The organism is Pseudomonas sp. Emmai (genome assembly GCF_055179735.1).
The window spans coordinates 2,210,780-2,226,914 of record NZ_CM143685.1 but is presented as its reverse complement, the minus strand read 5'-3'; the positions used below and the strand labels follow the sequence as shown (position 1 = coordinate 2,226,914).

Here is a 16,135-nt window from a genome sequence, read left to right as displayed (position 1 = left end):
GGGCTTTTTATTGCCTGATATTTCTCTTTTCTCCCCCTCGGCCTAAGTACTAACCGATATAACGGTTATAACTGGCTGCCGGAAATATTTTAAAAACAGGCCTTTACGGCGCGAATATGACACTACACTTCAACTCAAGCGGCTTGATCCGCTTCCGGCGAGCCTGAGTCGATTCACTGCTGCCAAAGCCCCCCATTCAGGTATCGCCGCCCATTTCATGTTTCGAGGGCTTTATGGGTATCGCTGCCAGCGAACTGTGCCGTTATGTGATTCGCCCGACCTTGATCTACCTCGGGCGCCATAGCGCAACTGCCGAATCCCTGCTGCTGGGCATCGCCGCCAGCCAGTCAGCCCTTGGCTCCGCCCTGCATGACCGCCGTGGACATGGCCTGTATAGAATCGCCGAACCCCGCCACCGTGCCCTCTGGGATCACTACCTGGCCCTCGACCCTGAACGGGCGAGCCTGGTGCGTGGCCTGGCCAGCCAGCACGCCTTTTTAAGCAGTCCGCACCTGGAATTGACCGTCAACCTGCGTTACGCCACCGCCATCGCCTGGCTGCTGGTAGAAGAGCAAAACACTCCCCTCCCCGATCCCGATGATGTGCTGGGCATGGCCCGAATCTGGCGCCAGACCTTCCAGCCCCAGGGACGCCTGCGCGACTTCACTTGCGCTTGGCAGACCTGTGTTTCATCGCTGAATCAGGTCGCTTGCTGACCACCCGGTTGCACAAGATCCCACAACCGGTAGCGATTCTGGTCTGATTGTCCTACAAAACCGCTCTAACTCAACCCATACAGGCTATAGCGCTGGGACGAAAATGTTGGTAATTTTCGCCCCGGTGATCACCAGGAGTTCTAATAATGAAAAAAGTAATGCTCAAAACCACCCTTAGCCTCGCCGTTACCTTGGCATCCACCCAGCTCTTCGCAAGTGGCTTCGCCATCAACGAACAAAGCATCAGCGGTATGGGTACAGGTTTTGCCGGGCGATCTTCATCTGCCGATGACGCAAGCACAATTTTTGGCAACCCTGCCGGCATGTCGCGCATCAAGCGCGAACAAGTGACCGGCGGCGCTGCAATGCTCGATGCACACACCGATATCAGCAAGTCCAGCTCCAGCCCTAACGGCGGCAGCCACGACGGCGACATGGTCCCGTTCATCGCCGTACCGATGGGCTACTACGTCAAGCCTATCGATGACAAATGGGCAGTCGGTGTTGGCGTGTACGCACCGTTCGGTCTGGTGACCGATTACGAGCACGGTTTTGCCGGCCGTTATTTCGGCAGCACCAGCGATGTAAAAGTCGTGACCCTGCAACCGACCGTGAGCTACGCCTTCAACGACAAGGTGTCGATCGGTTTCGGTCCGACCATCAACCGTATTGACGGCAAGCTGGAATCGAACCTGTCGATTACCCAGGCAGCTCCAGATGGTGAAGTGAAGATCAAAGGCGACGACACCGCGCTGGGCTACAACATCGGTGTACTGGTTCAAGCCACCGACAGCACTCGTGTCGGCCTGACTTACCACTCGAAAGTGAAGTACAAGCTGGAAGGCAACACCAAGGTCAACTACGGCGTCCTCGCTGCCGTGGGCCAGAACCCAAGCCAGAAGTACGACGCATCGCTGGACCTGACCACCCCTGAATCGGTGGACTTCTCGGTTACTCATCAGCTCGACGACAAGTGGACCCTGTACGCAGGCAGCACCTGGACGCGCTGGAGCCGCCTGAAAGAAATCACCGTCGAAAACAAAGGTGTTCCGGCCATCCTCAACGGTCAATTCGGTTCGATTACCGAAGAACAGAACTGGCACGACACCTGGGCTCACGCCATCGGCGCGTCCTACCAGCTGAACAAGGAATGGGTACTGCGTACCGGCCTGTCCTTCGACCAGGCACCGACCAACAACGTCGACCGTTCCCCACGCATCCCGACTGGCGATCGCAAGATTTTCAGCCTGGGCGCCGGCTGGAGCCCGACCGACGACCTGACCATCGACGTGGCGTACTCGTACCTGCGTGAAGAGTCGGTCAAGGTTGCCAACAGCAACGACCGTGGCCAGAGCTACGACGCCAAGTATCAAAACTATGCGAACGGTTTTGGTGTAGGCGCGACCTACCGCTTCTGATGATTCAAGGCGAGCCTGAATCGCTCGCTGCCTGAATCGAAAAAGCCCCGCTCTCTTGTCCAGAGGCGGGGCTTTTTAGTGGGCGTCGATCAGGGTTTCGAGGCCAGGGCTTTTTCGACGGCTTCGATGAACTCAGGGTCGTCGGGCTTGGTCAGGCTGGAGAAATTGGCAATCACCTTGCCCTGGCGATCAACCACGTATTTGTAGAAATTCCACTTCGGCGCGCTGCTTTGCTCGGCGAGGATTTTGAACAAGTGAGTCGCGTCGGCACCGCGAACGTTCTGCGGCTCGGTCATGGTGAAGGTCACGCCGTAGTTGACGTAGCAGACTTTGGCGGTCTCAGCGCCGTCCTTGGCCTCTTGCTTGAAGTCATTGGACGGAACGCCGATCACCTCCAGCCCTTGGTCCTTGTAGCGCTGATACAGCGCCTCAAGGCCTTTGAACTGTGGGGCGAACCCGCAGAAGCTCGCGGTGTTGACCACCACCAGCGGCTTGCCGGCGAAACGCTGGCACAGATCGATGGATTCCTTGGCGCGCAACTTGGGCAACGAGCCCTGCAACAGCTCCGGACAATCGGCCGCTTGCGCCAGCCCGGTGAACGCCATCAGCAACGCGGGGACTGCAAGCCAGCGTTTGAGCATGTCGGTACATCCTTGAGAAGTCGTCAGAAGGTGACGTTACTCGCCCTCGCAACCCCCTAGCAAGCACCCATGCCCAGCTGCATCAACGCCAGCCCGCCCTGGTGCCAGCCCCACCACGCCAGGGCCAGCAACAAGGCGCCGCCGGCGGCGACAATGATCCGTGGCCAGAGACTGTTCATATCGCAATCATTTGGGTTTGCAACCGCGCCACCGGCCGCTCGCGCACTGGCCAGTTCAGGGCGGCTGCCAACAGGCTCAAGAGTATCGCCACTTGCCAGATCAAGTCGTAGCTCCCCATCCGGTCATACACCACCCCGCCCAACCAGCCACCGAGGAACGAGCCGAGCTGGTGGAACAGGAACACAATCCCACCGAGCATGGACAGGTTTCGCACACCGAACAAGGTCGCCACGGTGCCGTTGGTCAATGGCACCGTGGACAGCCACAGGAAGCCCATGGCCATGCCGAACAAGTACGCCGTAGTCGTCGTGACCGGCGCCCACAGGAACAACCCGATCACCACCGCCCGCAGCAGGTACAAACCGGTAAGCAAACGCGGCTTGGACATCCGCCCGCCGAGCCAGCCTGCCGTATACGTCCCGAAGATATTGAACAACCCGATCAACGCCAGCACCGTGGTGCCGACGCTGGCCGGCAGGTGTTGGTCCACCAGATAGGCCGGCAGGTGCACGCCGATGAACACCACCTGGAAACCGCAGACAAAAAAGCCGAACGCCAGCAGCCAGAACCCGGAGTGGGAACAGGCTTCACGCAAGGCTTCGGACAGGGTTTGTTCATGGCCGAGGGTCGGCAATGGCGTGTCCTTGAGCATGCTCACCAGCGGCACGATCAGCGCCACCAACAGGCCCAGCACCAACAACGCGGCGGACCAGCCGAGCCAGCCGATCAACCCCAACGTGCCGGGCAACATGGCGAACTGGCCGAAAGAACCGGCGGCGCTGGCAATGCCCATGCCCATGCTGCGTTTCTCCGGCGGCACCGCGCGACCGACCACGCCGAGGATCACCGAGAACGACGTACCGGACAAGCCGATGCCGATCAGCAGGCCGGCGCTCAGGGACAAGGTCACGCCCGAGTCGGCAAAGCCCATGCAGATCAAGCCCACGGCGTACAACACGCCACCGACCAGCACCACTTTGGCTGCGCCGAAGCGGTCAGCCAAAGCACCGGTAAACGGCTGCGCCAGGCCCCAGATCAGGTTCTGCAAGGCGATGGCAAAGGCAAACGTCTCACGGCCCCAGCCGAACTCGGCACTCATGGGCGCCAGGAACAGCCCGAAGCCGTGGCGCACGCCCAAGGACAACGCGAGTATCAGCGCACTCCCCACCAACACCCAACCGCAAGTACGCCACATCGATGTCATTCTTATTCTCCGGTAGCGGGTATATACCCGCTTAAGATCGAAAAAACCGGCCTCAAGCCAGTTCGTTCAGCAATTTGATCAAGGTTTCACGTTTTTCGGCGCCCAGCCGATCGATCAACCGTTGCTGCGCCGCTTCCCACGCCGGCAAAGCGGCTGCCAGGCGTTCGGCGCCGGCCTCGGTGAGCCTCACGATGCGATTGCGCATGTCCTCGCCCTCGACCATCGCCACCAGCCCTTCGCCCTCCAGCACCCGCAGATTGCGCCCGAGGGTGCTGCGGTCCAGGCCCATGGCCTCGGCCAGGGTGGAAATACTCGGTTGATCCAGACGCTGCAGGTTACACAGCAAAGAATACTGGGCGACGTTGATCCCGAAGCCGTCGAGAGCGCCGTCGTAATGCCTGCTGACGCCACGGGCGGCGCGACGCAGGTTGGTGCATAAACATTGAGAGTCGAGCATGGTGCGTGTATATACCCGCGGTTGAATGAAAGCAAATTTTTGATACATCTGGCCCCGTAGGAGCGAGGCTTGCCCGCGAAGAACGATAACGCGGTGTGCCTGCGATACCGCGGTGCGTTCTTCGCGGGCAAGCCTCGCTCCTACGGGAGCAGCGCTAATCCAACGAGCAGCGTCATTTCCAGCAATTCCAACAACGCCCCCGCCGTATCGCCGGTGGTGCCGCCCAATCGCCGCATCATCACCTGCCGCAACCAGACAAACACCACCGTCGCCAGCGCGAGCGCCACCAGGCCGTTGAAAAGGCCGGCGATCAACACACAAACCAGCGCACTGACCGCCAACACCTGCCAACCGGCCTGACGCGGCAGATGATCCGCCAACGCCTGCCCCAACCCGCCGGCGCGCACATAAGGCGTGGTCAGGAACAATCCCAACAACGCCGCCCGCCCGATCAACGGAACGATGACCAGCACAACGCCGTGCCCCTGCTCGATCAACGCCAGCAACGCGGTGAATTTCAGCAGCAACACCAACACCAGCGTCACCACCGCGATCGGACCGCTGCGTGGATCTTTCATGATGGTCAGGGTGCGTTCGCGATCACCAAATCCACCGAGCCAGGCATCGGCGCTGTCGGCCAGGCCATCCAGGTGCAACGCGCCGCTGAGCAAGACCCAAACCGTCAGCAGTAGCGCGGCGTGCAACAACAGCGGCGCGCCCGACAACAGCCCGTTCAACGCCCACAACAAACCGCCGAACAGCAGGCCGACCAGCGGATAAAACAGCAGCGAACGCCCCAACGCCTGAGGCGCCGGCATGCCCGGCAGACGAATCGGCAGGCTGCTCAAAAATTGCAGGGCGATCCAGAACGGCAACATGATCAGAGCGCTTCCCGTAACAACGGGCCGGCGCCGACCGTCAGCGAATGCAACGAAGCGTGGGCGACTTCAACGTTGAGCAACTGCTCGCGGGGCAAGCCACGGGCCTGGGCCAGCAGCAACTTCATGACGCCGCCATGGGTGATCAGCAATACCCGCTCGCCGGCATAGGCCGCGTGCAGCCGCTCGACCGCCGCCAATACTCGCGCAGAAAAGTCCGCCACTGGCTCGGCTTCGGGCGGGGTAAAGGAATACGGATCGGTCCAGAACCGCCCCAACGCTTCGGCACTGGTTTGCATCAGCACCGCCGTGCTCTGTCCTTCCCACGCGCCGAAATGCAGTTCTTGCAGGTCTTTTTCCAGCTGCACCGGCAGGCCGAGTTGCGCGCCAATTTCTTCGGCAAACCGCGCACAGCGCTGCAACGGCGAGCTGACCAGACGATCCCACGGCCCCTGCCCGATCACTGCCGCACGTAACTGCGCCCAGCCCTTGTCGGTCAGCGCGTCGTCGAGGCTGCCACGCAAGCCGCCACCGAGCTCGGTCTCGCCGTGGCGCAAAAGATCCAGGCGCAAAGTCATGCCGGACGGTCCGCCACCGCAGCTTCAGCGAAGGTCGCCATCTGCCCATGAAGATCGCAGGCCAGGCGCAACAACGGCACCGCCAATGCCGCCCCACTGCCCTCGCCCAGACGCAGACCCAGATCCAGCAACGGCTCGGCGTTCAGGGTTTCCAGCACATGACGATGGCCCGGCTCGGCGCCGCGATGGCCGAACAGCAGCCACTCGCGGCACTCTGGATTCAAACGCACCGTCACCAACGCGGCAACGCTGCAAATAAAGCCGTCCACCAACACCGCCACACCTTCCTGGGCGCAGGCGAGATAGGCACCGACCAACGCCGCAATCTCAAACCCACCGAGGTTGAACAGGGTTTGCAGCGCATCGCCGCGTTGAGCGCCGTGCAACGCCAATGCGCGTTCAATCACTTGCGCCTTATGGCTGACACCCGCCGCGTTCAACCCGGTGCCCGGCCCGGTCAGGTGTACCACCGGGCAATCCAGCAACGCGCAAGCCAGGGCGCTGGCGGCGGTGGTGTTGCCGATGCCCATTTCGCCGCCGATGAACAATTGCGCACCGCTGGCAATGGCGCGTAATACGCTGTCGCGACCGGCCTGCATCGCCCGTTCGCCTTGAGCGACGGTCATGGCCGGGCCGTTCACAAAGTTGGCCGTGCCGGGGCCGACGTTCAGATGGCGCACGCCAGGCAGGTTCAACGACGGTGTGACAGTGCCGAGATCGACCACTTCCAGTTGCGCGCCCAACTGCCGCGCCAACACGCTGATCGCCGCGCCGCCGGTGACGAAGTTGTGCAGCATCTGCCCGGTGACTTCCTGGGGAAACGCCGACACCCCTTCCGCGACCACGCCATGGTCACCGGCAAAAATCGCGATCCACAGCTGATCGAGGCTCGGCTTGACCTGCCCCTGCAACCCGGCCAGTTGCACCGCTACCGCTTCCAGTCGACCGAGGGAGCCGGCCGGTTTGGTCAGTTGCTGTTGCCGGGCCTCGGCCTGTTCGACGACGGCCACATCGATCGGCTTGCACGGGTTCAGCCACCAGGATTGAGTCATAACGCAGTACCTTTCAGAGTCAGGGGCAGGCCGGCGACGGTCAGGACAACACGCTGACAGCGCTCAGCCAGGGCTTGATGCAGCCAACCGGCTTCATCGACATAGCGGCGAGTCAATTCGCCCAGCGGCACGACACCCATTCCGGTCTCGTTGCTGACAAAAATGATTTCACCCGGCAGCGAGGCCAGGCAGTCCAGCAAGGCATCGCGCTCGGCCATCAGGCGCTCGGGGTTATCGAGCATCAGCAGATTGGTCAGCCACAGGGTCAGGCAATCCACCAGCAGGCAACGCTCGGCGCGGGCGCTTTCGCGCAGGACGCGGGCCAGTTCCAGGGGTTCTTCGATCAGCGCCCATTCGGCGGGGCGACGGGCGCGGTGATGGGCGACCCGTTCGTTCATCTCGCCGTCCAAAGGTTGGCTGGTGGCGATGTAGGTGACCTGGAGTCGACTGTCGGTGGCGAGTTTTTCAGCCAGGCGGCTTTTGCCGGAGCGGGCGCCGCCGAGGATTAGTTGGAGCATGGTTCATTCCTTAAAATCGTCGGTGTTGTTGCGGGCCTCTTCGCGGGCAAGCCTCGCTCCTACAGGGTTAGCGTCGTATTTGTGAGCACCGCTTTACCTGTAGGAGCGAGGCTTGCCCGCGAAGGCGCCCTCAAAATCACCTCAAAACCCACAGAGCTCACGCAACAGCGCGGTATCCAGATGCTTCTCCACCAAATCCGCCAACCGCTCGATATCGCGCTCGCGCAAGGCGTGATAATCCACGTCCTGCACGTCCTGCAATCCAGCCCAACGCAACAGCGCGCTGCTCGCCGCAGGTGATTCAAATAGGCCATGCAGGTAAGTGCCGAAAATCTGCCCGTCGAGGCTTTGCGCGCCATCACAGCGACCGTCATCCAACTGCACCGCCGCATGCTCCAGTGCCGGCCCGCTGGTCACGCCCGCGTGGATTTCATAACCACTGACTTCGGCATTCTCCAACGCCAGCCGCCCACGCACATTGCGCAACTGCTTCTCTTCTTCGAGCAAGGTTTCGAAGGCCAACAACCCCAGCCCGGCGCTGGAACCCGGCGCGCCTTCGAGACCCAATGGGTCATGGACCTGTTCGCCGAGCATCTGCAGGCCGCCGCAAATCCCCAGCACTTTGCCGCCGTAGCGCAAGTGTCGGGAGATCGCCGTGTCCCAACCGTTGGCGCGCAGGTACGCGAGGTCGCTGCGCACGCTTTTCGAGCCGGGAAGAATCATCAGGTCAGCGGCGGGAATCGCCTGGCCGGGGCCGATGAATTGCAGGTCCACTTGCGGGTGTAAACGCAGCGGATCGAAATCGGTGTGGTTGCTGATGCGCGGCAACACCGGCACCACCACTTTCAACACCTGATCAGCCTTGTCGGTCTGGCGCTGGTCGATGCCGTCCTCGGCTTCCAGGTGCAGGTCCATCACATACGGCAGCACGCCGATCACCGGTTTGCCGGTGCGTGCTTCGAGCCAGTCGAGGCCCGGTTGCAGCAACGCGATGTCACCGCGAAAACGGTTGATGATGAAACCTTTGACCCGCGCCTGCTCGCTGGGCGACAGCAGCTCCAGCGTGCCGACCAAATGGGCGAAAACCCCGCCGCGATTGATGTCGGCGATCAGCACCACCGGGCAATCCACCGCTTCGGCAAAGCCCATGTTGGCGATGTCGCCGGCCCGCAGATTGATCTCCGCCGGCGAGCCCGCACCTTCGACCATCACCACCGGATATGCCGCGCTCAGCCGTTCGTGGGAGGCCAGCACCGCTTGCATCGCGATGGCTTTGTAATCGTGATAGGCCACGGCGTTCATGGTGGTGACGGCGCGGCCATGGATGATCACTTGGGCGCCGGTATCGCTGTTGGGTTTGAGCAGTACCGGGTTCATGTCGGTGTGCGGCTCCAGATTGGCGGCCTGGGCCTGCACCGCTTGGGCGCGACCGATCTCGCCACCGTCGGCAGTCACGGCGCTGTTCAACGCCATGTTCTGCGGCTTGAACGGCACGACACTGACGCCATGACGCGTAACCCAGCGACACAACGCCGTCACCAGCGTGCTTTTACCGGCGTCGGACGTGGTGCCCTGCACCATCAACGTAGTCATTGGCTTTCCTTGGCGAAGGCTTGCAGCGCTTGTTCGAGACGGGCTTCTTCGGCGGCATCGGCGGGCAGGCCGAAACGCAGGCTGCTGTTGTTCGTGAACAACCGCAGCAGGATGCCGCGCCGGGCCATGAATTCGTGCAGCTCTTCGGCGCGTTCGGTGATCAGCCATTGAAACAAGGCGCAACCACCCTGGGGTTTGAGGTCGTAGCGCTCCAGCAACGCGGCCAAACGCTGACTGGCCTCATCACTGCGCAGCCGTTGCCGGGCATGGCCTTCGGTGTCTTGCAAACAGGCTTGACCCAGCACTCGGGTCGGGCCGCTGACGGCCCAAGGTCCGACTTGCTCGGCCAGCAATTTAAGCAATTTGCGCTCGGCCAGGACAAAGCCCAGCCGCACCCCGGCGAGACCGAAAAACTTGCCGAAGGAGCGCAACACGATCAAACCGACCTGATTGGCAAACGGCGCGATGCTCAGCTGCGGCGTGTTATCCATGAACGCTTCGTCCACCACCAGCCAGCCGCCGCGCTGGGCCAGCCGCGAGTGCCAGTCGAGCAGGCGACTCGGGCTCAGGCTCAGGCCCGTCGGGTTGTTCGGGTTGACCACCACCAGCACATCGAGGCGGTCGAGAAAGAAGTCGACTTCCTGCTCCAGCACTTCGCGCACGATGTAACCATTGCGCCGCCAGGCTTCGGCATGTTCGGCGTAACACGGCGACAGCACGCCGACCTTGCCGGCCCGACGCAAACGCGGCAGCAACTGGATCGCCATTTGCGAACCGGCCACCGGCAGCACTTGCGCGGCGCCGTAATAATCGCAAGCGGCCTGCTCCAGACCGTCATCGGTTTCCGGCAGTCGCGCCCAGGCCCGCAGCGGAATCTCCGGGATCGGAAACGGCCACGGCGCCAGACCGCTGGAGAGGTCGAGCCAATCGGCTTCGGCGATGCCGTATTCAAGCGCCGCCTTGCGCAACCGGCCACCGTGCTCAAGCATAGAATTCAGCTCCCACGCAGAGAATCAGCAGCCATAACCATACGCCGCGCTGGACCAATTGCCAGCCACGGTCGATGGAGTCGGCATCCGCCGCCGGGCCTTCGCCCAGTTGTGGACGCTGATGCAGTTCGCCGTGATAAATCGCCGCCCCGCCCAGCTCGACCCCCAGCGCCCCGGCACCGGCCGCCATCACGGGGCCGGCGTTCGGGCTGTCCCAGGTCGGGCCTTGAGTGCGCCAGCATTTCAGTGCGAGTCGGGTTTTACCCAGCAGCGCGTAGGTCAACGCCACCAGGCGTGCAGGAATGTAGTTGAGGACGTCGTCGATCTTCGCCGCCGCCCAGCCGAAGCGTTCGAAACGTTCGTTGCGATAGCCCCACATGGCGTCGAGGGTGTTGCTCAGACGATAGAGCACCACGCCCGGCGCACCGGCCACCGCAAACCAGAACAGCGCGGCGAATACCGCGTCGCTGCCGTTTTCCAGGACGGATTCGGTGGCGGCGCGGGCGACTTCGGTTTTATCCAGTTCGCTGGTCTGGCGGCTGACCAGATACCCTACGCGTTTGCGCGCTTCTTCCAGATCATCGCTGCGCAGGGCCTTGGCCACCGGCTCGACGTGTTCGCCGAGGCTGCGCATGCCGAGGGCGCAATACAGCGCCAGGATTTCCACCAGCCAACCAACATAAGGCGCCCATGAAAGCGCCGTGGCCAACAGGGTCAGTGGCAATACCGCGATCACCCACGCGGTGACGCCATGACTGCGCCAGCCGCGGCCACCGGAGTTGAATCGTTGCTCGATGCGATCGGCAAAACCACCGAACGCCACCAGCGGATGCCAGCGTTTGGGTTCACCCAGCAGCGCATCCAGCGCCACGGCGGCGACACTCAACAACGCCACACTCATTGACTCACTCCCCAATAATTTTCGTACAGCAGCTCACTGAGCGGACGCGCCTGCGCCCAGCCTTCGAGCACCAGCATCGGCGCCGGATAGAAGGCCTTGACCGGGCCCAGGCACAACACAGCCAACGGCTTGGCACCGGCGGGCAAACCCAGCAGGTCGGCCAGGGCTTGCGGCTCGAACAACGACACCCAGCCCATGCCTAATCCTTCGGCGCGGGACGCCAGCCACAGGTTCTGGATCGCGCAGGACAGCGAGGCCATGTCCATTTCCGGCAAGGTGCGACGGCCGAAGATGTGGCGCTCGCGGTCGTCCATCAGCGCGGCGACCAGCACTTCGGCGCAGTCGTTGATGCCTTCGACCTTGAGCTTCATGAATTCATCGGTGCGCTCGCCGAGGGCTTCGGCGGTGCGGATGCGTTCTTCTTCCACCAGTTGCTGGATCTGCCCGCGTAGAGCTTTATCGCTGATGCGGATAAAGCGCCACGGCTGCATAAGGCCGACGCTGGGCGCCTGGTGCGCGGCTTCGAGCAGGCGCCGCAGGAGTTCGGGTTCGACGGTGCCGCCGCTGAAGTGACGCATGTCGCGACGTTCGCCGATGGCGCGGTAGACCGCCGCGCGCTCAGCCGCGCTGAACGCAAGATCCTCTGGCTTCATGGCTTGAACAACGCCGCCATCGCTTGCGGGTTGGACGGGAAATAAAAGTGCACGTAGGAAGCGGTCATGCGCCCGTCCCGATAAACCGCTTCGGCCCCGCGCCCGCCGTTGGGGCTCAGGCCCCGGGCAATCGGCTCCAGCTCGGTGCTGGTCAACGAATGGTGATAGGTGTGCCCGCGCAACAAGCCCTCAGGCAGTTCCACGGCTTGCAACGCCAACGCGGCCAGACGCTTTTGCATCACGGCGTCCCCGGCCAGCAAGCCGACCAGTTCCGCGCGGGTGCCTTCGACATCGGTCAAGGAATCGAGCAGGTACAACATGCCGCCGCATTCGGCGAGCAAGGGTTTACCTGCTTGATGGTGCGCACGGATTGCGCTCAGCATCGAAGTGTTCTGCGCCAGCGCCACATGGTGCAGTTCCGGATAACCACCCGGCAGGTACAGGCTGTCAGCCTCCGGCAATTGGGTATCGCGGATCGGCGAGAAGAACACCAGCTCGGCACCCATCGCCCGCAGTAGATCCAGGCTGGCGCCGTAGGTGAAGGCAAACGCTTCGTCACGGGCCACGGCGATGCGCACGCCTTTGAGTAACGGTTCAGCGGTGATCACGTCCGGGGCGGCGAATTCGACAGCGGGTGGCAGCGCTACCTCGCAACTGCTGGCCAACGCATCGGCAGCGGCATCAAGGCGCAGATCGAGGTCGTTCAACTCGCTGGCCTGGACCAGACCGAGGTGACGGCTGGGCAATTCGATCCCGGTTTCCCGGGACAGCGCGCCGTACCAACGCAGGCCTTCGGTGAGGCTGCCTTCGAGCAATTGTGCGTGACGCAAGGTGCCGACGCGGTTGGCCAGGACGCCGGCAAACGGCAAGTCCGGTTGATACTTCGCCAAGCCCAACGCCAAAGCGCCAAAGGTCTGAGCCATGGCGGTGCCGTCGATCACGCCGAGCACCGGCACGCCGAAATGCCGCGCCAGGTCAGCGCTGGACGGCGTACCGTCGAACAAACCCATCACGCCTTCGATCAGGATCAGGTCGGCTTCACCCGCCGCTTCCCACAACAGCCGACGACTGTCCTGCTCGCCAACCATCCACATGTCCAGTTGATACACCGGCGCACCGCTGGCACGCTCGAGGATCATCGGGTCGAGGAAGTCCGGGCCGCATTTGAACACGCGCACTTTACGCCCCTGATTGCGATGCAACCGGGCCAGCGCGGCGGTGACGGTGGTCTTGCCCTGGCCGGAGGCCGGCGCAGCAATCAGTACTGCCGGGCAGTGACGGGGTTGACTCACAATTCGACGCCTTTTTGCGCTTTGATCCCGGCCTGGAACGCGTGCTTGATCACGCCCATGTCGGTGACGGTGTCGGCCAGCTCGATCATCTCCGGCTTGGCGCCGCGACCGGTGACCACCACGTGCTGCATCGGCGGGCGGGCCTGCAAGTCGCTGAGCACTTGATCGAGATCGAGGTAGCCGTGCTTGAGGGCGATGTTCAGCTCATCCAGCACCACCAGGCCGATCGACGGATCGCGCAGCAGCTCGCGGGACACTTCCCACGCGGCTTCGGCGGCGGCGATGTCACGCTGACGGTCCTGGGTTTCCCAGGTGAAGCCCTCGCCCATCACATGAAAGCGCACTTGCTCCGGGAAGCGGCGGAAGAACAGCTCTTCGCCGGTGCTGTTACGCCCCTTGATGAACTGCACCACGCCGCACTGCATGCCGTGGCCCATGGACCGGGCGAGCATGCCGAAGGCCGAGCTGCTTTTGCCTTTGCCGTTGCCGGTCAGCACCAGCAGCAGGCCGCATTCGTTCGGCGAGTTGGCGATGCGTTCGTCAATCACGGCTTTTTTGCGCTGCATGCGCGCCAGGTGGCGTTCGTCACGATCGGGGGTATCAGTCATGGGGGAGCTCTCCGTTGAGGCTGGATAACGGCGGGCAGGCACAAGAATAGACGGCAAGAAGCCTGGCATCGCCCACCGTGATGCCGCTGGATGGATCAGGCCGGTCTCCGGGCTCATGAGCGGTTTGCACCGGACTGCGCGCCTTCCCATGTTTTTCAACACAGTGGCTCTAGGCGCAGTTTTTCACTCATTTACCGTTGCGGGGGCAGCGCCGGGATCGTGATTGTGCACACGTGGGGCAAATCACTCACCGGTTTCCCTGTTTCACTCTGTCGACCGCAGCCACAGAGCACCTGAAACAAGCCGCGAAGGTTAGAGGGTTGGGGGTGGAGCGTCAATTAAAGCCGGGACGCCACTGGGCGAATAACTGCCGTCGATCAATTATCTGCCGCTATTCTTGTGCCACAGGCTCAGCGATGATATCAAAGAGCCACATCTCACAACACAATAACAAGGGTGAGCCACATGCAAGGCATGATCATCAGCAATCCGAAGCTGGAATTCCTGCGCCCGCTGCTGGAACGCTGGTTTGACTGTATCGACCGCTACAACGCCGTGCGCGGCGACAACGATACGCCGTACTGGTTTGACGAAAAGGCCAACCTCAGCCTGCTGTCGGCGGCGGCCTGGATGGCGGAAATGGTCACGCTGCAACAAACGCCGACCCGCAAGCAGGTCGAAGAAGGCGAACGCAATGCCCGCGCCGACCTGTTTATCGCCACCAGCGACGAACGTGCTTACCTCCAGACGACCCAGCGCTGGCCCAAGGTCAACAGCCTGAACCTGACACAAGCCCTGGTCGATATCACCAGCGACGCCAAGCGCATCAGCTACGCCAGCGACCTGAAACTCGGCTGCCTGTTCGTCGCCCCGCAAAAGGCCCAGCAAAGCGCGACCCCGGAAGAACTCCAGGACATGGTCGACGACCTGCAAAAGGAACACACCTGCGCCGTGGCCTGGTATTTCCCCTACGCCTACCGCAAATTGCGCAACGAAGCCGGCCACTATCACCCCGGTATCGCCGTGCTGTTCAAAGAGGCCCGTGGTTGACGGGTTGAACCATCGCGCTTTTTTACTTCTCTATGATTAAACAGTGCATTCATAGGGAAGATCAGCATGCGCAAGCCCCAGCTCGTTTTCGTCATTGCGCTCGCCGGAGGGCTTGTTGCCTGCGGCGAGCATTCCAGCCTGCAAGTCACGGACGGCACCGGCCCTTCGCCCAAGTTGCCAGAACCGAATAAAACCCTGATCCCGACGGTGAACATCGCCCCGGCGATCGGCTGGCCGGCCGGTGCCAAACCCACCGCTGCAGCCGGCACGCAGGTGGCGGCGTTTGCCGAAAATCTCGATCACCCGCGCTGGCTTTACGTGCTGCCCAACGGCGATGTGCTGGTGGCCGAAACCAACGCGCCGCCCAAGCCCGATGACGGCACAGGCATTCGCGGCTGGGTGATGAAGAAAGTCATGGGTCGCGCCGGTGCCGCCGTGCCGAGCCCCAACCGCATCACGCTGCTGCGGGACAAGGACCACGATGGCGTGGCCGAAACCCGTACGGTGTTCCTGGAAAACCTCAACTCGCCGTTCGGCATGACCCTGGTCGGCAATGACCTGTACGTCGCCGACACCGATCGTTTGCTGCGTTTTCACTATGAAACCGGCGATACGGCGATCAAGTCAGAGCCCATGAAGGTCATCGACCTGCCGGGCGGCACGCTGAATCACCACTGGACCAAGAACGTCATCGCCAGCAAGGACGGGAGCAAGCTGTACGTGACCGTGGGCTCCAACAGTAACGTCGGCGAAAACGGCCTGGACAAGGAAGAAGGTCGCGCGGCGATCTGGGAAGTCGACCGCGCCACCGGCAACCACCGAATCTTCGCCTCCGGCCTGCGCAACCCCAACGGCATGGGCTGGGAACCGAATAGCGGTGCGCTGTGGACATCGGTCAACGAGCGCGATGAAATCGGCAGCGACCTGGTGCCGGACTACATCACCTCGGTCAAGGACGGCGCCTTCTATGGCTGGCCGTTCAGCTATTACGGGCAGCACGTCGATGTGCGCGTCGAGCCGCAGAACCCGGACCTGGTGGCCAAAGCCATCGCCCCGGACTACGCCGTCGGCCCGCACACCGCCTCGCTGGGCTTTACCTTTGCCGAAGGCAGCAAGTTGCCGGCACCGTTTACCAACGGCGCTTTCGTCGGCCAGCACGGCTCGTGGAACCGCAAACCGCACAGCGGCTATAAAGTGATTTTCGTACCGTTCACGGCGGGCAAACCGACCGGGGCGCCGGTGGATGTGCTGACCGGGTTCCTCGACAAGGACGAAAACGCCTTGGGCCGGCCGGTGGGTGTGGTGATCGATCAGCAGGGGGACTTGCTGGTGGCGGACGATGTGGGGAACAAGGTGTGGCGGGTTTCGGCAGTTAAATAAACAGCAAAAAAAATCGCAGTCTTCGGC

General features: G+C 62.4%; 18 protein-coding genes and 1 riboswitch. Of the genes, 4 read left to right on the top strand and 14 right to left on the bottom strand.

The window, feature by feature from the left end; all coding sequences use genetic code 11:
• The first annotated feature begins 233 nt into the window (after positions 1-233).
• Positions 234-716: a hypothetical protein gene (locus ACY4LX_RS10110; protein ID WP_133836569.1), complete on the top strand. Its 483-nt coding sequence runs from the start codon at positions 234-236 to the stop codon at positions 714-716.
• 146 nt (positions 717-862) lie between these two features.
• Positions 863-2,134 (top strand): OmpP1/FadL family transporter, encoded by a 1,272-nt coding sequence (locus tag ACY4LX_RS10105; protein ID WP_149656934.1) that lies wholly within the window; start codon positions 863-865, stop codon positions 2,132-2,134.
• Between the two features lie 89 nt (positions 2,135-2,223).
• Here the strand turns inward: ACY4LX_RS10105 and ACY4LX_RS10100 are convergent, their stop codons facing one another.
• The 14 genes from ACY4LX_RS10100 to cobO form a co-directional block, all read right to left on the bottom strand.
• The gene (locus tag ACY4LX_RS10100) at positions 2,224-2,775 is read right to left on the bottom strand and encodes a glutathione peroxidase (protein WP_149656935.1); all 552 of its coding nucleotides are present in this window, start codon (positions 2,773-2,775) and stop codon (positions 2,224-2,226) included.
• A gap of 56 nt (positions 2,776-2,831) precedes the next feature.
• Positions 2,832-2,954 carry a hypothetical protein gene (locus tag ACY4LX_RS10095; RefSeq protein WP_256672180.1) on the bottom strand — a complete coding sequence of 41 codons (123 nt, stop codon included), beginning with the start codon at positions 2,952-2,954 and terminating at the stop codon, positions 2,832-2,834.
• Positions 2,951-4,159 (bottom strand): MFS transporter, encoded by a 1,209-nt coding sequence (locus ACY4LX_RS10090; RefSeq protein WP_463259804.1) that lies wholly within the window; start codon positions 4,157-4,159, stop codon positions 2,951-2,953. Before ACY4LX_RS10090 ends, ACY4LX_RS10095 begins: the two co-directional genes overlap by 4 nt.
• A 52-nt stretch (positions 4,160-4,211) precedes the next feature.
• On the bottom strand, positions 4,212-4,616 hold the full coding sequence (locus tag ACY4LX_RS10085) for a MarR family winged helix-turn-helix transcriptional regulator (RefSeq protein WP_149656937.1): 405 nt from the start codon (positions 4,614-4,616) through the stop codon (positions 4,212-4,214).
• 140 nt (positions 4,617-4,756) lie between these two features.
• A complete protein-coding gene (locus ACY4LX_RS10080) occupies positions 4,757-5,494 on the bottom strand; it encodes an adenosylcobinamide-GDP ribazoletransferase (protein WP_463259803.1) in 738 nt (245 codons plus the stop codon).
• A gap of 2 nt (positions 5,495-5,496) precedes the next feature.
• Complete coding sequence (gene cobC / locus ACY4LX_RS10075; RefSeq protein WP_149656939.1) at positions 5,497-6,072, bottom strand: alpha-ribazole phosphatase family protein; 576 nt, start codon at positions 6,070-6,072, stop codon at positions 5,497-5,499.
• Complete coding sequence (gene cobT / locus ACY4LX_RS10070) at positions 6,069-7,124, bottom strand: nicotinate-nucleotide--dimethylbenzimidazole phosphoribosyltransferase (protein WP_463259802.1); 1,056 nt, start codon at positions 7,122-7,124, stop codon at positions 6,069-6,071. The genes cobC and cobT overlap by 4 nt, the downstream gene beginning before the upstream one ends.
• Positions 7,121-7,642, bottom strand: coding sequence for a bifunctional adenosylcobinamide kinase/adenosylcobinamide-phosphate guanylyltransferase (cobU, locus tag ACY4LX_RS10065; RefSeq protein ID WP_149656941.1), 522 nt, complete (start codon positions 7,640-7,642; stop codon positions 7,121-7,123). Before cobU ends, cobT begins: the two co-directional genes overlap by 4 nt.
• Before the next feature lie 141 nt (positions 7,643-7,783).
• A complete protein-coding gene (locus tag ACY4LX_RS10060) occupies positions 7,784-9,235 on the bottom strand; it encodes a cobyric acid synthase (protein WP_463259801.1) in 1,452 nt (483 codons plus the stop codon).
• Complete coding sequence (gene cobD, locus ACY4LX_RS10055; RefSeq protein WP_463259800.1) at positions 9,232-10,224, bottom strand: threonine-phosphate decarboxylase CobD; 993 nt, start codon at positions 10,222-10,224, stop codon at positions 9,232-9,234. Before cobD ends, ACY4LX_RS10060 begins: the two co-directional genes overlap by 4 nt.
• Positions 10,217-11,125 carry an adenosylcobinamide-phosphate synthase CbiB gene (cbiB, locus tag ACY4LX_RS10050; protein ID WP_463259799.1) on the bottom strand — a complete coding sequence of 303 codons (909 nt, stop codon included), beginning with the start codon at positions 11,123-11,125 and terminating at the stop codon, positions 10,217-10,219. The genes cobD and cbiB overlap by 8 nt, the downstream gene beginning before the upstream one ends.
• Complete coding sequence (bluB, locus tag ACY4LX_RS10045; RefSeq protein ID WP_149656945.1) at positions 11,122-11,778, bottom strand: 5,6-dimethylbenzimidazole synthase; 657 nt, start codon at positions 11,776-11,778, stop codon at positions 11,122-11,124. The genes cbiB and bluB overlap by 4 nt, the downstream gene beginning before the upstream one ends.
• On the bottom strand, positions 11,775-13,070 hold the full coding sequence (locus ACY4LX_RS10040) for a cobyrinate a,c-diamide synthase (RefSeq protein ID WP_149656946.1): 1,296 nt from the start codon (positions 13,068-13,070) through the stop codon (positions 11,775-11,777). Before ACY4LX_RS10040 ends, bluB begins: the two co-directional genes overlap by 4 nt.
• Complete coding sequence (gene cobO, locus ACY4LX_RS10035; RefSeq protein ID WP_149656947.1) at positions 13,067-13,678, bottom strand: cob(I)yrinic acid a,c-diamide adenosyltransferase; 612 nt, start codon at positions 13,676-13,678, stop codon at positions 13,067-13,069. Before cobO ends, ACY4LX_RS10040 begins: the two co-directional genes overlap by 4 nt.
• 81 nt (positions 13,679-13,759) lie before the next feature.
• Positions 13,760-13,990, bottom strand: a riboswitch (cobalamin riboswitch).
• A 153-nt stretch (positions 13,991-14,143) separates the two neighbouring features.
• Between cobO and ACY4LX_RS10030 the strand changes: the two genes are divergently transcribed.
• On the top strand, positions 14,144-14,728 hold the full coding sequence (locus ACY4LX_RS10030) for a hypothetical protein (RefSeq protein WP_463259798.1): 585 nt from the start codon (positions 14,144-14,146) through the stop codon (positions 14,726-14,728).
• Between the two features lie 66 nt (positions 14,729-14,794).
• Positions 14,795-16,108, top strand: coding sequence for a PQQ-dependent sugar dehydrogenase (locus ACY4LX_RS10025; RefSeq protein ID WP_149656949.1), 1,314 nt, complete (start codon positions 14,795-14,797; stop codon positions 16,106-16,108).
• Positions 16,109-16,135 lie beyond the last annotated feature (27 nt).

What these genes read in the sequence shown, in the direction of transcription:
- cobD (WP_463259800.1), bottom strand. Translation starts at nt 10,224, where the DNA reads ATGCTTGAGCACGGTGGCCGGTTGCGCAAGGCGGCGCTTGAATACGGC.
- ACY4LX_RS10100 (WP_149656935.1), bottom strand. Translation starts at nt 2,775, where the DNA reads ATGCTCAAACGCTGGCTTGCAGTCCCCGCGTTGCTGATGGCGTTCACC.
- cobU (WP_149656941.1), bottom strand. Translation starts at nt 7,642, where the DNA reads ATGCTCCAACTAATCCTCGGCGGCGCCCGCTCCGGCAAAAGCCGCCTG.
- ACY4LX_RS10095 (WP_256672180.1), bottom strand. Translation starts at nt 2,954, where the DNA reads ATGAACAGTCTCTGGCCACGGATCATTGTCGCCGCCGGCGGCGCCTTG.
- ACY4LX_RS10030 (WP_463259798.1), top strand. Translation starts at nt 14,144, where the DNA reads ATGCAAGGCATGATCATCAGCAATCCGAAGCTGGAATTCCTGCGCCCG.
- cobT (WP_463259802.1), bottom strand. Translation starts at nt 7,124, where the DNA reads ATGACTCAATCCTGGTGGCTGAACCCGTGCAAGCCGATCGATGTGGCC.
- ACY4LX_RS10090 (WP_463259804.1), bottom strand. Translation starts at nt 4,159, where the DNA reads ATGACATCGATGTGGCGTACTTGCGGTTGGGTGTTGGTGGGGAGTGCG.
- cbiB (WP_463259799.1), bottom strand. Translation starts at nt 11,125, where the DNA reads ATGAGTGTGGCGTTGTTGAGTGTCGCCGCCGTGGCGCTGGATGCGCTG.
- ACY4LX_RS10085 (WP_149656937.1), bottom strand. Translation starts at nt 4,616, where the DNA reads ATGCTCGACTCTCAATGTTTATGCACCAACCTGCGTCGCGCCGCCCGT.
- ACY4LX_RS10080 (WP_463259803.1), bottom strand. Translation starts at nt 5,494, where the DNA reads ATGTTGCCGTTCTGGATCGCCCTGCAATTTTTGAGCAGCCTGCCGATT.
- ACY4LX_RS10025 (WP_149656949.1), top strand. Translation starts at nt 14,795, where the DNA reads ATGCGCAAGCCCCAGCTCGTTTTCGTCATTGCGCTCGCCGGAGGGCTT.
- bluB (WP_149656945.1), bottom strand. Translation starts at nt 11,778, where the DNA reads ATGAAGCCAGAGGATCTTGCGTTCAGCGCGGCTGAGCGCGCGGCGGTC.
- ACY4LX_RS10110 (WP_133836569.1), top strand. Translation starts at nt 234, where the DNA reads ATGGGTATCGCTGCCAGCGAACTGTGCCGTTATGTGATTCGCCCGACC.
- cobC (WP_149656939.1), bottom strand. Translation starts at nt 6,072, where the DNA reads ATGACTTTGCGCCTGGATCTTTTGCGCCACGGCGAGACCGAGCTCGGT.
- cobO (WP_149656947.1), bottom strand. Translation starts at nt 13,678, where the DNA reads ATGACTGATACCCCCGATCGTGACGAACGCCACCTGGCGCGCATGCAG.
- ACY4LX_RS10060 (WP_463259801.1), bottom strand. Translation starts at nt 9,235, where the DNA reads ATGACTACGTTGATGGTGCAGGGCACCACGTCCGACGCCGGTAAAAGC.
- ACY4LX_RS10105 (WP_149656934.1), top strand. Translation starts at nt 863, where the DNA reads ATGAAAAAAGTAATGCTCAAAACCACCCTTAGCCTCGCCGTTACCTTG.